General features: G+C 50.4%; 11 protein-coding genes and 1 riboswitch. Of the genes, 8 read left to right on the forward strand and 3 right to left on the reverse strand.

Features of this window, described 5'->3' with window-relative positions:
• Nucleotides 1-59 precede the first annotated feature (59 nt).
• The 3 genes from ACR9FF_RS03850 (at nt 60) to ACR9FF_RS03860 (ending at nt 3,437) form a co-directional block, all read left to right on the forward strand.
• Nucleotides 60-1,406 carry an extracellular solute-binding protein gene (locus ACR9FF_RS03850; RefSeq protein ID WP_435169143.1) on the forward strand — a complete coding sequence of 449 codons (1,347 nt, stop codon included), beginning with the start codon at nt 60-62 and terminating at the stop codon, nt 1,404-1,406.
• 103 nt (nt 1,407-1,509) lie between these two features.
• Nucleotides 1,510-2,391 carry a carbohydrate ABC transporter permease gene (locus ACR9FF_RS03855; protein ID WP_116394018.1) on the forward strand — a complete coding sequence of 294 codons (882 nt, stop codon included), beginning with the start codon at nt 1,510-1,512 and terminating at the stop codon, nt 2,389-2,391.
• Nucleotides 2,392-2,558: 167 nt separating this feature from the next.
• The gene (locus tag ACR9FF_RS03860; protein ID WP_116394019.1) at nt 2,559-3,437 is read left to right on the forward strand and encodes a carbohydrate ABC transporter permease; all 879 of its coding nucleotides are present in this window, start codon (nt 2,559-2,561) and stop codon (nt 3,435-3,437) included.
• Between the two features lie 404 nt (nt 3,438-3,841).
• On the opposite strand, the gene ACR9FF_RS03865 is transcribed toward ACR9FF_RS03860, so the two are convergent.
• Both ACR9FF_RS03865 and thiC read right to left on the reverse strand, forming a co-directional pair.
• Nucleotides 3,842-5,032, reverse strand: a complete 1,191-nt coding sequence (locus ACR9FF_RS03865; protein ID WP_317982533.1) for an IS256 family transposase — start codon at nt 5,030-5,032, stop codon at nt 3,842-3,844.
• Nucleotides 5,033-5,166: 134 nt separating this feature from the next.
• Nucleotides 5,167-6,930, reverse strand: coding sequence for a phosphomethylpyrimidine synthase ThiC (gene thiC, locus ACR9FF_RS03870; protein ID WP_435169146.1), 1,764 nt, complete (start codon nt 6,928-6,930; stop codon nt 5,167-5,169).
• 308 nt (nt 6,931-7,238) lie between these two features.
• Nucleotides 7,239-7,342, reverse strand: a riboswitch (TPP riboswitch).
• Nucleotides 7,343-7,490: 148 nt separating this feature from the next.
• Here thiC and ACR9FF_RS03875 point away from each other — a divergent pair.
• Genes ACR9FF_RS03875 through ACR9FF_RS03885 form a run of 3 tightly spaced genes read left to right on the forward strand, consistent with a single transcriptional unit; the run spans nt 7,491 to nt 9,443 of the window.
• The gene (locus ACR9FF_RS03875; RefSeq protein WP_435169148.1) at nt 7,491-7,955 is read left to right on the forward strand and encodes a hypothetical protein; all 465 of its coding nucleotides are present in this window, start codon (nt 7,491-7,493) and stop codon (nt 7,953-7,955) included.
• 13 nt (nt 7,956-7,968) lie between these two features.
• The gene (locus ACR9FF_RS03880) at nt 7,969-8,409 is read left to right on the forward strand and encodes a hypothetical protein (protein WP_435169150.1); all 441 of its coding nucleotides are present in this window, start codon (nt 7,969-7,971) and stop codon (nt 8,407-8,409) included.
• Nucleotides 8,410-8,441: 32 nt separating this feature from the next.
• Nucleotides 8,442-9,443 (forward strand): NAD(P)-dependent alcohol dehydrogenase, encoded by a 1,002-nt coding sequence (locus tag ACR9FF_RS03885; RefSeq protein ID WP_435169152.1) that lies wholly within the window; start codon nt 8,442-8,444, stop codon nt 9,441-9,443.
• Nucleotides 9,444-9,477: 34 nt separating this feature from the next.
• Here ACR9FF_RS03885 and ACR9FF_RS03890 read toward each other — a convergent pair whose 3' ends face one another.
• A complete protein-coding gene (locus ACR9FF_RS03890) occupies nt 9,478-12,732 on the reverse strand; it encodes an OmpL47-type beta-barrel domain-containing protein (protein ID WP_435172028.1) in 3,255 nt (1,084 codons plus the stop codon).
• Between the two features lie 201 nt (nt 12,733-12,933).
• Between ACR9FF_RS03890 and ACR9FF_RS03895 the strand changes: the two genes are divergently transcribed.
• Nucleotides 12,934-13,479, forward strand: coding sequence for a GNAT family N-acetyltransferase (locus ACR9FF_RS03895; RefSeq protein ID WP_435169154.1), 546 nt, complete (start codon nt 12,934-12,936; stop codon nt 13,477-13,479).
• A gap of 92 nt (nt 13,480-13,571) precedes the next feature.
• On the forward strand, nt 13,572-14,339 hold the full coding sequence (locus ACR9FF_RS03900) for a hypothetical protein (protein WP_435169156.1): 768 nt from the start codon (nt 13,572-13,574) through the stop codon (nt 14,337-14,339).
• Nucleotides 14,340-14,423 lie beyond the last annotated feature (84 nt).

Raw genomic sequence — 14,423 nt, forward strand, 5'->3', positions numbered from 1 at the left:
AAGCGCTGTTACAATTTGTTTAGCAACACAAACACATCAGTCAAAAAGGGGTTGTAAACGTGTTCAAAAAATCGAAGTGGATGACACTCGGACTTATTCTCTGTCTCGCCATCGTAACGGCAGCATGCGGCAACAACAGCGGCAGCAGCTCAAATAATGGTAATACGGCTTCTAACGGGGGCTCCTCTGAAAGCGGTTCCGACAAAAAGGTAACGATCAACTTCATGCACCTTTGGCCGGAAGGCGTATCCGCGGGCCAGAACAAAATCGTTAACCAAATCATCAACGATTACCAAAAAGAACACCCTAACGTAACGATCAAGCAAGAGGTCCTCGATAACGAGCAATACAAAAACAAATTAAAAGTCCTCTCTGCATCGAATCAGCTTCCTGATGTGGGCGTAACTTGGGCGGCCGGCTTCTTGAAGCCGTACGTAGACGGCAAGCTGTTCACGCCGGTTGACGATCTGCTCAGCGGTGAGCTGAACGGCAAATTCGTAGCGGGTACAACGGAAGCTTACGCGATCGACGGCAAAACGTATGCGCTTCCGCTGGAGTTCAACATCGCTCCAATCTACTACAACAAAGAAATTTTCAAGAAGTACAATCTTGAAGTTCCAACGACATACGAGCAATTCAAGCAAGTCGTGAAAACGCTGTCCGATAACGGCATAGCTCCAATCGCGCTTGGCAACAAAGACCGCTGGACGGGTTCCCTGTGGTACATGTACCTGGCTGACCGTATTGCGGGTCAAGAAACGGTAGCCAACGCCATTAAAGGCACGGCGAAATTTACGGATCCGGGCTTGCAGCAAGCCGCTTCCGAAGTGCAATCCCTGGTTGACGCAAACGCATTCGTCAAAGGCTTTAACGGCCTGTCGAACGAAGAAGCGAAATCCGAATTCCTGAACGGCAATGCCGCAATGTACCTGATGGGTACTTGGGAGCTGCCGAACTTCACCACCAACGAAGACATTCCGCAATCGTTCCGCGACAGCGTTGGATTCTTCAAGTTCCCAACGGTTGAAGGTGGCAAAGGCAACGCGGACAGCTGGGTTGGCGGTCCTGGCGTAGGCTTGTTCGTAGGGGAAAACTCCAAAGTAAAAGAAGAAGCAAAAGCATTCGTGCAATACTTCGTAACGAAGTGGGGCGAGCAATCGGTAACCGGCGCAGGCGTTATTCCGGCTACGAAGATCGATACTTCCTCGATCCAGCTGCCGCAGCTGTACATCGATCTGTTCAACGAACTTAACAAAGCAAGCAGCATTACCTTGTTCGCGGACGTTCAATTGCCGGCTAACGCGGCTGAGACTCATCTGAACATGATCCAATCGCTCTTCGGCAAAGCCGTTAACCCAGAGAAATTTGCATCCGAGCAAGATGCGGCCATCGCGAAAGGCAACTAGTTCAGACATCCAAAAATAAAGAGAGGCCTATCCGGACGAACGGGTTCGGAAATACCGGGTAGGCGGCTCTCCTTATTTTTGACAGAGAAAGGAGTCGGCCAAATTGGATAAGGTGCTATCTAACAAGAAAGTCATCGCTTTATACGTTCTGCCATCCCTTCTGCTCATTCTGGCCGTCGTGTATATCCCAATCGTACTGACGGGCTACTACGGATTGAACGAATGGAATGGTATTGGCGCAATGAAGTGGGTGGGCCTCGACAATTACGCAACGCTGGTTAAGGATCATGCTTTCTGGAGCAGTGCGGGACATTCGCTTCTGCTAGCCGTATTTTCGATGTTGAGTCTTATCGTTTATCTCGTCGTAGCCATGGTGCTTGCGGCAAAAATCAAAGGAGCAAACCTGTTCCGCAAAATTTACTTAATCCCGATGCTGCTGTCCTCGGTGGCCATCGCTCAGCTGTGGCTCAAAATCTATCATCCTACTAACGGCATTATGAATAGCTTGCTGGAATCCCTTGGCGTTGCAAATCCTCCCGCTTGGCTGGCAGAGACGGATCTTGTTTTGTTCGCTTTGTTTATTCCGATTCTGTGGCAATACGCGGGCTTCTATATTCTGATCTACTATGCGGCATTGAAGAACATCCCTTCTTCCTTGGAAGAAGCGGCTAAGATTGACGGGGCGAATTCGTTCCAAATCGCTTGGAGAATCAAATTCCCTCTTGTTATGGAAGTTGTGAAAGTAACGGTTGTCTTGGCGGTTGTAGGTTCCCTGAAATACTTCGACTTGATCTATGTCATGACGGACGGCGGGCCGAACGGCTCCAGTGAGGTAATGGCGTCGTACATGTACCATAAAGCTTTTAAAGCTTACGACTTCGGTTACGGCAGCGCGGTTGGCTTCTTCCTGCTTATTATCTGTCTGGTAGCAACATGGATCATCCGCAAGGCAACAGCCAGCAAAGACACGATCCAGTATTCCTAAGTAATAAATTCTTTAAGCTCATGCTTACGAGGTAAGAATCATCACAAGCAGCCATTCCAGGCTGTTTGTGTGACAATTCTTTAGGCTCATGCTTACGAAGTAAGAATCATCACTGGCAGCCTTGTTTAGGCTGCTGGTGTGACAATTCTTTTCAGGAGGTACGCTTCATGTCATCGACAACTATGAAACTGGGCGGAGAAGCGAAATCCGGTTCGAGAATAGGAATGAAGGTCGGCTACGCTGTACTGTACATTGTTCTCATCGCCGTAGCGGTGTTCCAGGTTTACCCGCTCATCTGGCTTTTGTTCTTCTCTTTGAAAAACAACCAGGAAGTTTTTAATCTATCGCCGTTTGCTTTGCCGTCGCCTCCGCATTGGAATAACTACAGCAAAGTGTGGAATGCGGGCAATATCGATACGTATTTCCTGAACAGCGTATGGATTACGGTAGCGGCAACGGCCGCGACGATTGTGCTTGGCAGCCTGGTGACGTTTGCGATTACCCGCATGAAATGGAAGCTCAGCTCGCTTGTCCTAGGCCTCTTTATGGTCGCGATGATGATTCCGGTTCACTCGACGCTGATTCCGCTGTTCAGCATGTTCAACAAGGCGCATCTGATTGATAATCCTTTGTCACTCATTCTGTCTTATGTCGCGTTTAACATGCCGATCACGATTATGATTCTGCTTGGCTTTTATGTCGCTCTGCCGAAGGAAGTCGAGGAGGCGGCCATCATTGACGGGGCCAGCATTCATAAGGTATTCTTCAGCATCGTGTTCCCGATGACCAGCTCCGTGCTGGCTACAACGGGCATTATCAACATGATCTATAACTGGAACGAATTTATATTCGTCAACACGTTTATCAGCTCGGACAAGTTCAAAACGCTGACCGTTGGCGTACAGAACTTTATCGGCCAGTACACTACTGACTGGGGCGCAATCGGCGCCACGCTGATGATCAGCATCCTGCCTATCCTTATCACGTTCCTGTTCCTCAGCGACCGGATCGTAGAAGGTATCGCGGCCGGCTCGGTTAAAGGGTAATTAAATAATTCAAACGAGGCTGTGCCATCGTCATTTTTAATGACCTTGGTACAGCCTCAGCTTTTTCCTCCTCATACGTTGGATTTACTCCATTGAAATCAGGGGGAAAGGAAGAACACGGAGGCTACGTTGGATTCACTCCAGTATAAGGGGCCAGAATGAGCAAGAATCGTCCAAATGAGCGGATTATCCTGTAGAGACTCCAATGTAGATCCAGTAAACAGTCAAAAATAGCCCGATACACTGTACGAAATCCAACGTAGTAGCCCTACTGTTACCCTATCGCCTCGAATGGCTGGTAGCGTCAAGAAGTTTGTGTAGTAGGGATTTCCATCGGGACGATGGAAATGAATATTTAGCTGTTGACCTTCTAGAGGGCAAAGCCCAAGCGAAGGCGCGGGAACTCATTCTTCTTTAAATGAATTGTTTGCGTAACGCTCACTGTACATGGCTTCAAACGCAGCTCTGGTACCAGGATCACTAAAACCACGAACGGCTCTACCACACCAATTCTCGTTGTAATCAATGGCTTGTAAGTAAATAATCTTCTCTGCAGCTTCAATGTTAGTTAGGCTGTTCATTGGTTTTAGCCGCTTTCGCAGTTCTTTGTTCATGCGCTCGATCGGATTCGTCGTGTAGATCGCATTTCGGACTAATGACGGGTACTTGTAGAATGTAAGCAAAGTTGGAAGCTGCTCTTCCCACGACTTCACTTCCTTTGGATACCGCTTGCTCCATGTACTTTTGAAGCCGTCAAACACAGCCAGGGCAACATCCCTATCCATAGCGGTGTAGACTTGTTTCAGGTCGCTCAGAAACGCCGTCTTATCCGCCATACGGATTTTTGGGAAAGTAGCACGGACTTTGTGGACGACACAATGCTGAACATCAGCCATTGGGTAGATCTCACGAAAAGCGTCTTCCAGACCAGGTAGGCCATCAAATACGCCGAGCAATACATCTGTGGCACCACGCTTCTTAAGGTCTTTGAGTACCTCGCGCCAACCGTTTGAGCTTTCGTGACCGCCAACGTAGAAGCCGAGGATTTGACGAATTCCTTTCTCATCAATTCCCATCACTAAGTACACGGCTTCGCTGCTTACCGTGTTACGTTTGAGTTTGACGTAGAGACCATCCAAGTAGAGGACGGAGTAGCGTTTCTCCAGGGGGCGTGTTTGCCACTCTTCAATGTCCTCCATAACCGTTTGTGTAATGTTACTGACCGTTGTTGGAGAGTAGTGTGTGCCAAACATACTTTCGATGAACTTAGCCACCTCGCGCGTACTCATACCACCTTTGTACATGTGAATAATGGCCTCCTCTAACCATCCTTCTCTGCGTTGGTATGGCTCGAAAAGTTGCGTCTGGAAGGTCCCTTTACGGTCACGTGGAACCCGAAGTGCGTTAATGGTGCCATAGCGCGTCTGGAACGAACGCTTGTAATGTCCGTTTCGGCTATTGGATGAAGTCGGTTTTTCAATGGTCATGTAATTCTTAATTTCTTCTTGAAGGAGCAGTTCAAGCTTTTCTTGGAGCAGCTTAGTAACAGTATTTTCAAGTAGATTATGAAAGGCATTTTCGGGTATATTAGTCATCGAGTAGGGTCCTCCTCTTGGTGATGTCGCAATCCCGAGGATACCCTACTTTTTTGCGTTCTGGAAAGACTCCAGATCTTGGTACACAGACTATTTTACGTCATCGAATGGCTCTCGAAACGCACCGTCTTAGTTCAGCCGTATAGCTTGCTTCCGGATATTTTGAACGAATCCGCCTGTTCTTTCATTCCGGCCTCGAAAGCCTCTTCGTTATTCAATCCTCGCGCTTCCGCGTATTCCCGAATGTCCTGCGTTATCCGCATGCTGCAGAACTTTGGTCCGCACATCGAGCAGAAGTGAGCTGTTTTCGCCGCCTCGGCGGGCAGCGTCTCGTCATGGTAAGCGATCGCCCGTTCGGGATCGAGGGACAAATGGAACTGATCGCGCCATCGGAACTCGAACCTTGCCTTCGACAAAGCGTCGTCCCGGAGTTTCGCCAAGGGATGTCCTTTGGCAAGGTCGGCGGCGTGCGCTGCTATTTTGTAGGCGATGACACCGTCTTTAACGTCTTCTTTATTTGGAAGGCCCAGATGCTCTTTAGGCGTTACATAGCATAACATTGCCGTTCCGAACCAACCGATCATCGCTGCTCCAATCGCCGATGTGATATGGTCGTAGCCCGGTGCGATGTCCGTGGTAAGCGGCCCTAGGGTATAAAACGGCGCTTCCTTGCAGATCTCCATTTGAAGGTCGACGTTTTCTTTGATTAGATGCATGGGGACATGACCCGGACCTTCAATCATGACCTGAACATCATGCTTCCAAGCGATATCCGTCAGCTCTCCAAGCGTCCTCAGCTCCGCGAACTGAGCTTCATCGTTGGCGTCTGCAATGGAGCCTGGACGCAGGCCGTCTCCAAGCGAAAACGACACGTCGTAGGCTTTCATAATCTCGCATATTTCTTCAAAATGGGTGTAGAGGAAGTTTTCCTTATGGTGAGCAAGACACCAGGCAGCCATGATGGAGCCGCCCCTGGAAACGATACCTGTGACGCGTTTGGCCGTAAGCGGAATGTAACGCAGCAGCACGCCGGCATGAATAGTGAAATAATCGACGCCTTGTTCAGCCTGTTCGATTAACGTATCGCGAAATACTTCCCAGCTCAGGTCTTCCGCTTTTCCGTTTACTTTTTCAAGCGCCTGGTAAATGGGGACGGTACCAACGGGAACGGGGGAGTTGCGGATAATCCATTCGCGTGTGGTATGGATGTTTTTGCCCGTGGACAAATCCATGATCGTATCCGCTCCCCAGCGGGTCGCCCACGTCATTTTCTCGACTTCCTCTTCGATAGAGGAGGTAACGGCCGAATTGCCGATGTTCGCGTTAATCTTTACATGGAAACGGCTCCCGATGATCATCGGCTCGAGTTCGGGATGGTTGATATTGGCTGGTATAACCGCGCGCCCGCGGGCCACTTCCGAACGGACCAGTTCCGGATCAACCCCTTCCCGAATCGCAATAAACTCCATTTCCGGAGTAATGATGCCTTTGCGGGCATAGTGAAGCTGCGTGACGTTTTTTCCCGGCTTTGCCCGTAGAGGCCGGTGAGTCAGGCCCGGGAAAATTTCCGCGCCATTCTTCTTTGCTCGTTCCTCGTTTGAAAATCCGTTATCTTCCGGCTTAATTACCCGGCCGTCGTAAGCTTCGGCGTGGCCGCGATCGCTGATCCACTTACTGCGTAGGATAGGGAGACCTTTGCGTACATCGGCCTCGTAGGACTCATCCGTGTACGGGCCGCTTGAGTCATACACCCGTACGGGCTCGTTTGGCTGCGGCAGTCCGTCTTTTCCCCGACTTTCGGATAATACGATTTCGCGCATCGGAACACGAATATCTTCCCTCGATCCTCTCACATACGTTTTGCGGCTGCCCGGCAGCGGCGTCGATAAAATCGGCATAAAAAACCTCCTAAGAGCATTCGATAGGTTCGGAATGTCCGCTAGGAGGCCGTTGTTTAGGGTAATGAGACTGTACGCGGCATAAGCTTCAGCAGCCGTTAATTAGACACGGGCGAATAGGCAGAGCTCACCCCGGAAGGGCAAAGCCCGCAACCCCGGGTCGCTCCCCAAAGGCAGCTTTCGATGCGGCCGGACGATTCGCCGGCAACAAAAAAAGCCGCCCCGTCGGGAGCGGCTTGAGGTGTCGAAATCCGTGCAAATCGAAACGGACGGATGACAATAGCATCCGTTTCCATCGCATATGGCTGACGCGCACAAGACCACTTTCCTACGCTGGCATAACCCAGATCAGGTTCAAAGGGACCAAGGCTAAGCCTTATCTCAGCCCTTGCGGGCGCCCCTAGTGGAATTCCTTGTCAAAAGAGTACACTCGAAAAAGGAAGCTGTCAAGCTGCCGTTCAAGCGGAATCTTTCATTTTAGGGCTGATAGGCAGGATGATTTGACCGTTTATTGAATAGTAATATACAATCTCGTACTTGATCAGGGGAGGTTGGATGAATTGGACAATCAGCCATGCAAGCATGCGGTCAGAAACCCTTCGGGCCTGAAGAACATTTTTGCGATGACGGTGCTGTGTTCACTCTTTCTTGTTAGTACGCTGCGGGGAAAAGACGATGATGCGGTCCTGTACGTTCCGGCCATAGTGTTTTTTTGCTTCTGCGCTGCCGTATTGCTCTGGTCCCTGTACCGGGCATTACAGAAACCGATTGATCTCTGCCTGCAGGGGGATGCGCTTTTGCTTAACGGAGCTGCGATTACGCCTGAGCAGATTAAGGTCATCATGATCAGGCGGGACTCGGTTCATCCGATTATCGGGATTAAGCCTCGTGGCGCGAGAACGGTTCCTGTCCGTATGTGCTTCAGATATGTGAACGAAGAGGAACAAGGCTTCGCGGATATCGCCGACTGGGCGAAGCGGAATAACGTAAACGTCGATTACGGGTTCTTTTTTAGATGGATATAGAGAGGTAAATGAAATGAGAAAATTAACTGGTATCTTGTTGATTGCGCTTGTCCTAATGCTGTCTGGTTGCGCGGGCAAGGGAGCCTTAAATGCCGATGGCGTGAGCAAAGCTCTTCAGAAGCAAGGCCTTGAAGTTCGCGAGTTATCGTCCGATGAGGTTAAACAGCTGGCATCCACTCCGGTTAATATCAACGGAGTTGAACCCGTAACCTTTGAATTAACTCTGCCTGCAGCAGATATGGCCCATCGTGAGTTTGTTTTTGCCTATGTATTTTCTTCGGAAAAGGAACGTATCCGTGTGGAGAGTTTAGACGGAACGCCTACTCCGATCAAGATGAATGATTTGTACCCGAATGTCATACGCAAGAAGAATCTGATCGTCAACTATTGGTCTTACAACAAGGATAATCCGCTGTTAATCAAGCAGATTAGCAGAGCGATCGATAAGCTGTAGCTCATATATCTCCTATTTGGAGGAGGACGGACATGAGTGTTCGCAAGATGAAAGCGCTGGTCTATAAGGCTTACGGTTCTCCGGAGGTTCTCGAGCTCAAAGAAGTGGATGTCCCCGTGCCGAAAGAGCATGAAGTGCTGATCGAGGTTCATGCTGCTTCGGTCAATTCATGGGATTGGGATCTGCTCCGCGGCAAACCGTACATAACCCGCATTGGCGGATTCCGCAAGCCGCGGTATCCGATTCTTGGTGCGGATATTGCCGGGAAAATAATTGCCGTTGGCGCCTCCGCCACGCGGTTCCGTCCTGGCGATGAGGTGTTCGGCGATCTGTCCGGCTGCGGCTGGGGCGGATTTGCCGAATACGTATGCGCGGGCGAGGAGGCATTAACTCCAATGCCGAAAAGGCTGAGCTTCGAGCAAGCGGCAGCGATTCCGCAAGCGGCCGTGCTTGCCCTGCAGGGAATGCGCGATAAAGGGAATTTGCAGAAGGGCCAGAAAGTGCTCATCAATGGGGCGGGGGGCGGTGTAGGTACGTTTGCCATCCAATATGCCAAGCTGCACGAGGCGGAGGTAACCGCCGTTGACCGTGCGGGCAAGCGGGACATGCTGCTGTCCCTTGGAGCGGACCATGTGCTGGATTACAAGAAAGAGGACTTTACCGCAAATGGGCGGCAATACGATCTTATCCTGGATGTAGTGGGAACCCGTTCCGTCTTCGAGGTGAAGCGCGCGCTTAAGAAAGGCGGTACATACGTTATGATAGGCGGCTTAATGCCTCGTCTTCTCCAGACGCTGCTAGCCGCACCGCTGATCCGCAGGTTTGAGAAGAAGAACATGACTATTCTGGTTCATAAGCCTAATCATGCGGATCAGCAGGTATGGAGGTCGCTTGCTGAAGCGGGCCATATTGCTCCCGTCATTGATCGGCTGTATGGCTTGCAGGATGCCGCCGAAGCTCTCCGGTACTTCGGGGAAGGGGAATTTAAAGGGAAAGTCGTTGTCCGCATAAAAAGCGAAAACCCCATGCCATAAAGGCATGGGGTTTCTTGCCGATCTTTTTATCCCATTATTTCGCGACGGTAACGGTAATCGTATCGCTCGCGGTAACGCCTGCCGCATTCACAAGCTCGCAGCGGTATTCGTAGGCGCCGGGCGTTTTGCCCGAAATGGCGGTTACGGCGGTTTGCGCCGCGGGAGTAGCATCCTTCAGCAATTGCGTATCGATGAGTATTCCGTTTTCGTATAAGCGGTATTCGGTAGCATTCGTGCCCCACCACAGATTCATCGTTACTTTGTAGCTTCCGTCTTGATCCCAGTTGTCATGGGACAGGACGGCTTTGCCCGGGGAAGCGTCGGTTACTTTAACGACCAGCGTACTGCTGGCTGTTTTGCCATAAGCATTAATCAATTCCGCCGTATACGTATAAGTTCCGTTAGCTTTGCCCGTAATTTGTGTCTGTACGGACTGGGCGGAAGGGGAAGCGTCCTTCAATTCGACGGTATCGATCAGAACGCCATTCTCGTACAGCCGGTATTCGGAACCGTTATTGCCCCACCACAGGTTCATCGTTACCGTATAGCTTCCGTCTTGAAGGCCGTTATCCCAGCCGTTGTTATGGGATAAGACCGGCGTTCCCGGAGCGCCGTCGGCAAGCGGCTTGCTTGTCACTTTGAACGTGTAGCTTGCAGTGGACGTATTGCCTGCTTTGTCGGTTACCGTATATTGTACCGTGTGGCTTCCGATACCAAGCTTGGAAGCTTCGATCGAATAACCGTCTGTAATCGCGCTATTGTCCAAGAGCAGCTGCTCCGAAGCAACGCCGGAAAGCGTATCGCTGCTTGCAAGGTCATAGACAAGGGTCGCCGTCTCAAGAACGTCCGCCACTTGTCCGCCGGATTGCGTTAATACCGCTGCCGGAGCGGTCTTGTCCAATCGAACATGAACCGAAGACACGCTGCTTTTGTTGCCTGCTGCATCAACCGCGTAATAAGAGAATGTATGATTGCCTTCTGCAGATAAGGTGACAGGCGTTGTGTAGTCTGAAAAGCTGTTATCGTTTAACGAGTAAAACGAATCTACTTTACCTTCCGAGTTGTCTTGAGCGGAGACGGTCACTTGAACATCCTGATTCAACCAGCCTTCCGCATTAGGAGAAGCGGACAGCGAAGCTTCAACGGTTGGCGGCTCGTTATCCGCCGGCTGTACAACCGTGAAATCCGCGAGGCTGCGCGGCTTGAGCTGGTATAAGTCTTTGAAAATAGCGGACACGCCGGTGATCGTTACCTTTTGACCAACGGTATAAGGGAAGCTGCTTTGCGTAAGGCCGGTACGTCCGTCAACACGGATATGATTAACCGTACCATTATCGCCGACAGCGTCAAACTCGAAGGAGCCGGATGGCGTGGCGGAGATGATGTTGGCAATCGTGACGTCTTTCAGCTGCAGCAGCTGGCCTTGATTGGAGCTGTCCACGGCGGTTGCCGGGCTTGGAGCCGGTAAAGCTGCCGTCCCCGTTTTTTCGATGGCGACAATATCTGCAAGCTCAAGCTCGGTATTGTAGAGTGCGGTAGTTGCCGTTACTTTAACTACATCGCCCGCATGATACCCGGCTGCATTCTGGTAGACGTAAATACCGCCCGTCTGATCCTGCAGGTAGAAGGCTTGTCCGCCGAAAATACCGGGCTCCGTCGTCACTACGCCTTCAACCGTAACGGTAGCGCCGACGGTTTTGGCACGGGATTCCGCGATCGTGATTTTGGCGGGAATTCCGCCTTCATCGCCCGGGAGGGGCTCAGCGGCTACGTTGCCAAGATTAACGGCTTCCGTCAGCAGGTTCGTGCTGTTTTGTCTAAGGCGAAGATTAGCCGCGCCGGTGGAACCGGCCTTTAAGCGAATGGTTAAATCCTTATAAGCATGCCCTGTGGCATCGGCCGTAACATTAAAATTCGCGCTGTAGCCGTAAGCCGTTGGCCAAGTTCCGTCCGCATTTTGCACCTGAGCGATTTGGGTGCCGCCGCTCGTTAAGTAAACGCCAATCTGATAATTGCTTATAGTCGAATTAGGAGCCAGGTTGTTAAATACGATGCGAACCGGGAACGGCGTTCCGCTGTTAGGCAGCGTTGCCTGATGCACAAAGCTGTATGCCGGGTTGGAGACAGCCGTTGTGCCACCGAAAGAACCGGCCTTGAATGTCGAACGGTCATACCATTTGTAGCCTGCATTTGGAGCTGACCATGGTTCAGGCTGCGGTTCCGTGGACAAGGCTGGAGTCTCGAAAGGAAGAATAGCGGTAGGCTGGTCGAGCTGCAAGCCGTTTACTTCACTCAGGCTTGTATAGCTTTCTTTCGTCGACAGCCAGTCGATAAGGTTAACGAGCAAGACGCCGTCATTCACTTCTTTGAAGCCGTCGTAAGTGGTTTTCTTCGCGCCCGTATCTTCGCGCAAATATTTAGGCGATACGTCCTCAACCGGGGAGGAGTCTCCGATAAAAGCCGCTTTCCCGCCGCCAAGCTTGGATACGGCTACATAAGGACCTTCCGCTGCGCCGCCGCCGTTGTATACCCCTTGGTCAACCGCGCTTGCCCAAGCTTCGTTTGTTTGAGGCAGATACACAATGCCTTTTGCTTTCGTCGGATCAATAATGGCAAGCGTCGAGCCGGCATGCATCGCTACGGCCGATACGCCCTCCGTAATGCCAAACGCCTGGTCTGGAGCCACAATGTTGGTTGCGTTAATGTCGCCAAGCGCATTGTAACGGAAGCGGATGCCGAAGTTATCGGCCAGCCAGTCCGAGCTTGCGACATTTTGCATCGCATAGGAATTGGCTTCTTCCGTGCTCATGCCTTGAGCCGGATTCGCCCATGCGCCGCGGCGGTAACCGTTGATGGACTCCGAACCGTCCCAGCGGTTTTTATTCCGGTCTGCGTTGTAATGGTCGCCGATGAAGAAGATGCTGCCGCCGCCTTCGACATATTGCTCCATTGCCGCTTGCTCCGAGGTTTTGAACGGAATATTAGGTTCGGCAATAACGAATACGTCATAACCTTTCAAATCGTCATACGTAAACGCGGTAGACTTGCGAAGCTCTTGGACATAGTAGCCATTGTTGGCAAGTCCGTTGGCGAAATCCGAGAATCCGCCGTCGATCACCCAGTCCGCAGCTCCCGCTGTCTGCGCGTGCGTGTTGTCGAACAACACCTTTTTGCCCGCATTCTCGTTGACGACCTTAGCGTTGATGTAAGGGGCAGGATCCGATGGTCCCTCCGCATGAGCGCTATTGCTTGTCCATTGATACTGAACCGGCACAACCAGCAGCATCATCAGCAATAACTTTAGCCATTTGTGTCTCACTTGAAGTAATCTCTCCACAACCATTCCTCCCAACAGCTATTTGTATCTTTCCGGCGTTTAGTTTACCACGTTATTCCAGAATTGTGTGATAGGGTATTGTAAAAAGGGGTCGCATGGACTAGGACAGCCATTAACGTATACTTGAAGAAAGGTTGAAAGGAGGAATACAACATGCGTGTCAACGGCAAAACCTTGGCGCTTAGAACCATTGAACCGGAAGATATGTACCGGCTGTGGCAATTAAAATACGGGGAAGAGAATCCGGAGTGGAAAAAATGGGACGCCCCTTATTTCCCTCATAACCGAATAGATTTCGAAGCCTTCCAAACCCAAACGGAGGTCCGGCTGTCCGCCGATGACGTTCCTTCCATGCTCATTATGGAATCGGAAGGACAGATTATCGGGGTCGTATCCTACTATTGGGAGGATAGGCCTTCGCTGTGGCTTGAGCTTGGCATTACGATCTACAGCCCGAAGCATTGGAGCGGGGGTTACGGAACGGAGGCTTTAACGTTATGGATCAACTATCTGTTCGGGGCAATGCCGCTCGTGCGAGTCGGGCTCACCACCTGGTCGGGCAATAACCGAATGATCCGCTGCGCCGAGAAGCTTGGAATGACGATGGAAGCAAGAATCCGCAAGGTACGCTTATATAATGGCGAGTACTACGATTCCATTCGGATGGGGATTTTGCGCGAAGAATGGGAAGGCCGATAACATTCGGTCGCTTGACCAGTGGATAGCAAGAACGCATTCAACTCTTTATTTTGGGAATAAATAGAAGTATTCCATCAATGAGGTGTTTGCTATTGAGAAAGCGGATATGGACAATCGTGATAATCCTTGGATTTACTTCGTTAGCCGGAACGCATGCTTTTGCCAAAGAGAATGACCCTGCAACCGAATTCGCCAATGCCATTACGCGTAATGACTATAAAAAAGCGCAAAGCTTTATCGATCAAGATTACGTACGCATTCCCGAAATACCGGAGCATGTTTCCGCTCAAAGCTATAAGCTTGAGCCTTCGCCAATAAACGGAGAGCAAATCCTTATGGTGAGCTTCTATGACGAGAAACGAAAAACCGAACGACTGGCTTATATTTGGGAATTGTCCGTTAACTACGGCCGTATCACCCAGATTCACGTATTATATGAGGGCTTCAACCCGCTGGCAGACGAGGCGCGCTTAATAAGAGAATATCAAACCAAATTCAAGCGCAGTCTTTTAACCCTAACCGAGCTGCCTTTCAGGAAAGTTACTGAATTTCATGGCTTTATCGAGGATGACAGCTCGATTGAGCTTTTGTATCGGAGCGATGAAATAAACGGTTTTCTCAAGGTCAAAGCAGCTCCTGTAACCGTAGATTTGGATCGGTTCAAATTTGATAACGATGATGTATATTACACGCTGAAAGATGGAACCAAGGCGCTCTATCGAGTAAATAATAACTTAGCCTATGAGTTGAGGTTTCACAAGAACGGGATGCAGTATATGCTCGCAATCGGTAACAAGAAATATTTAAAGGTTAAATACAAACCGGAAAACTTGCTGAAAATCGCGAATTCCATGGTATAAGCAAAGGCTGTCTCCCGTTAGAGGGGACAGCCTTTTTGTTTTCGTTTCTTATTGTGCTGAAAGGAGGATATAGTTTATTTATAA

Source organism: Paenibacillus glycanilyticus (genome assembly GCF_051200795.1).
Lineage (GTDB): Bacteria > Bacillota > Bacilli > Paenibacillales > Paenibacillaceae > Pristimantibacillus > Pristimantibacillus glycanilyticus.

Bases quoted from the DNA above. Each gene is read 5' to 3' on its own strand.
- ACR9FF_RS03860 (WP_116394019.1), top strand. From the start codon at position 2,559: ATGTCATCGACAACTATGAAACTGGGCGGAGAAGCGAAATCCGGTTCG.
- ACR9FF_RS03865 (WP_317982533.1), bottom strand. From the start codon at position 5,032: ATGACTAATATACCCGAAAATGCCTTTCATAATCTACTTGAAAATACT.
- thiC (WP_435169146.1), bottom strand. From the start codon at position 6,930: ATGCCGATTTTATCGACGCCGCTGCCGGGCAGCCGCAAAACGTATGTG.
- ACR9FF_RS03880 (WP_435169150.1), top strand. From the start codon at position 7,969: ATGAGAAAATTAACTGGTATCTTGTTGATTGCGCTTGTCCTAATGCTG.
- ACR9FF_RS03885 (WP_435169152.1), top strand. From the start codon at position 8,442: ATGAGTGTTCGCAAGATGAAAGCGCTGGTCTATAAGGCTTACGGTTCT.
- ACR9FF_RS03890 (WP_435172028.1), bottom strand. From the start codon at position 12,732: ATGATGCTGCTGGTTGTGCCGGTTCAGTATCAATGGACAAGCAATAGC.
- ACR9FF_RS03895 (WP_435169154.1), top strand. From the start codon at position 12,934: ATGCGTGTCAACGGCAAAACCTTGGCGCTTAGAACCATTGAACCGGAA.